1 protein-coding gene and 1 pseudogene are annotated in these 2040 nt (G+C 64.0%); both read right to left on the minus strand.

Features of this window, described 5'->3' with window-relative positions:
• Window positions 1-1419 (minus strand): CHASE3 domain-containing protein (locus ATO4_RS26655; protein ID WP_083595111.1); only part of this gene is annotated, 1419 nt, incomplete at its 3' end.
• Between the two features lie 275 nt (window positions 1420-1694).
• A pseudogene (locus ATO4_RS28025) lies at window positions 1695-2040 on the minus strand (methyl-accepting chemotaxis protein); the annotation flags it as partial.

Consider the following 2040-nt stretch of genomic DNA (forward strand, 5'->3'; position numbering starts at 1 on the left):
GCGCTCGGCGAGCTTGCGCACCTCCGAGGCCACCACCGCGAACCCGCGACCATGCTCGCCGGCCCGGGCGGCTTCGACCGCCGCGTTGAGGGCGAGAAGATCGGTCTGGCGGGCGATCTCCTGGACGATCAGGATCTTCTCGGCGATCGTCTCCATGGCCCTGACGGCCTTGCCGACAGCCTCGCCGCTGGCCTGGGCGTCGCGGGCCGACTGGCGGGCGATCGCCTCGGTCTGCTGGGCGTTCTCGGCGTTCTGCTTGATGTTCGAGGCCATCTCTTCCATCGACGAGGAGGCTTCCTCGGTCGACGAGGCCTGCTCCGTCGCGCCCTGCGAGAGTTCTTCGGAGCTTGCCGAGAGCTGCTGGCTGCCCGAAGAGACGTTATGCGCGGCGGACAGCGCGTCGGCGATGATCCCGCGCAGACGTTCGACCATGCTTTCCAGGGCGAGACCGAGCGTGTCCTCGTCCGACAGCGGCTTCACCTTCACCGTCAGGTCGCCGCGGGCGATCTGGTCGGCAACATTGGCCGTCGTCGTGAGATTGTCGGTCATGGCCGACATGTTGGCGGCAACGTCATCGGTGAGCCCACCGTAATTGCGGGTCAGCTTCTTCGAAAGATCGCCATGGGAAATCGCCTTCAGAACGGCCGAGATGTCGTTGAACGCCCCTTCGACCGCCTGGGCGGAACCCTGCATGCGGCCGATCTCGTCACGACGTCCGGTATCCAAGGGTGTGGCGAGTTTGGCCAATGCCGCGGCGACACCTGCGATCGGCCAGGCGATCGTCTTGGTCATCAGGAAGCCGATGCCGAACGCGATCAGGACGCTGGCGATCATCCCCCCGAAGATGACCTCGTTGATGACGTCGAACGCGTTGTTTTGTGCATCCTGGCGAACGGTGAGCAGTTGCTGCTCCGCCGCGATGAGGTCCGTGGCGACCTGGCGGAGCCCATCCATTTCGCCCTTGCCCGCGCCGCTGGACTCGATTCGCCGGGCGGCCTCGCGGGTCAGCGGATCCTGCATGAGACCGATGGCCTTTTCGGCGACGGAACTATGCCATTTGTCAGCGTATCTCTGAATTTCGTCCAGGCGTGCTTGCTGCGCCGGGTTGTCCGACGTCAGGGTCTTGGCTTCGTTCCACGACTTGGTGAAAGACTTCAGGCCTGCGCGGTAGGGATCGAGGAACGTGTCGTCAGCCGAAATGAGGTAGCCGCGATAGCCCGTCTCCTGATTGACCATGCTGGTGACGATCGAGTTGGTCGCGTTGATCACCTTCAAGGTGTGATCGTTCCAGAACGTCGCGTCCTTGACCTCACCGGACTTGACGAAAATGACCGCGTTCACCGCCAAGGAGGTCAGGATGATCAGGCCGAGAGAGATGATGAGTTTCTTTGGGATCGACATGTTGTTGAGGAAGGTCATGAGTGTTCTCCTTTGGCGCGTTCGTGTGTCAGGCGGCTTCGAGCGCCGCTCGCCGGTATTGACTGCTGTGACTGTCGGGCGGTCGCTAAGGCGAGAGGCGGGCCGTCAGGCACTCATGGGCTGCTTGCAGGTCGCTACCCGGCCGTTGAAGGGATCGGGTGGTCATTCGAAGTCGCACTAACCGAAGGACTGCTTAGTGAACTTTGCGAGCCTGAACTGAAACTTCGAGCCGGCACCGTGCCCGCATCGCGGGCCCGGATACCGGATCCGATTCGCTAGGCGGCGCGACCGCTGCGCGAGAAGCGGCTGTCGAGATCGTCGCCGAGATCGTCCATGTCGAGCTCGAAGCCGCCGCCCTTCCTGGCGGCGCTGCGGCTCCCCGACATCGCGGGTGCCGCGACGCGGATGGCATTCTGCATGTCGGCGACGGAGTGACCGGTCGTCCTGGCGAAGCCGCCCGCACGCTTGACCGGCATTTCGGCGACGCCCGACTGCTGGAGCCGGAAGTAGGAGATCGCCTGCTGGAGCTGATCGGCCTGGCTGGCCAGCTCTTCCGACGTCGAGGCCATCTCCTCGGCGGCGGAGGTGTTCTGCTGGGTCACCTTGTCGAGCTGCTGGATC

This window comes from Aurantimonas sp. 22II-16-19i (genome assembly GCF_002088275.1).
Lineage (GTDB): Bacteria > Pseudomonadota > Alphaproteobacteria > Rhizobiales > Rhizobiaceae > Jiella.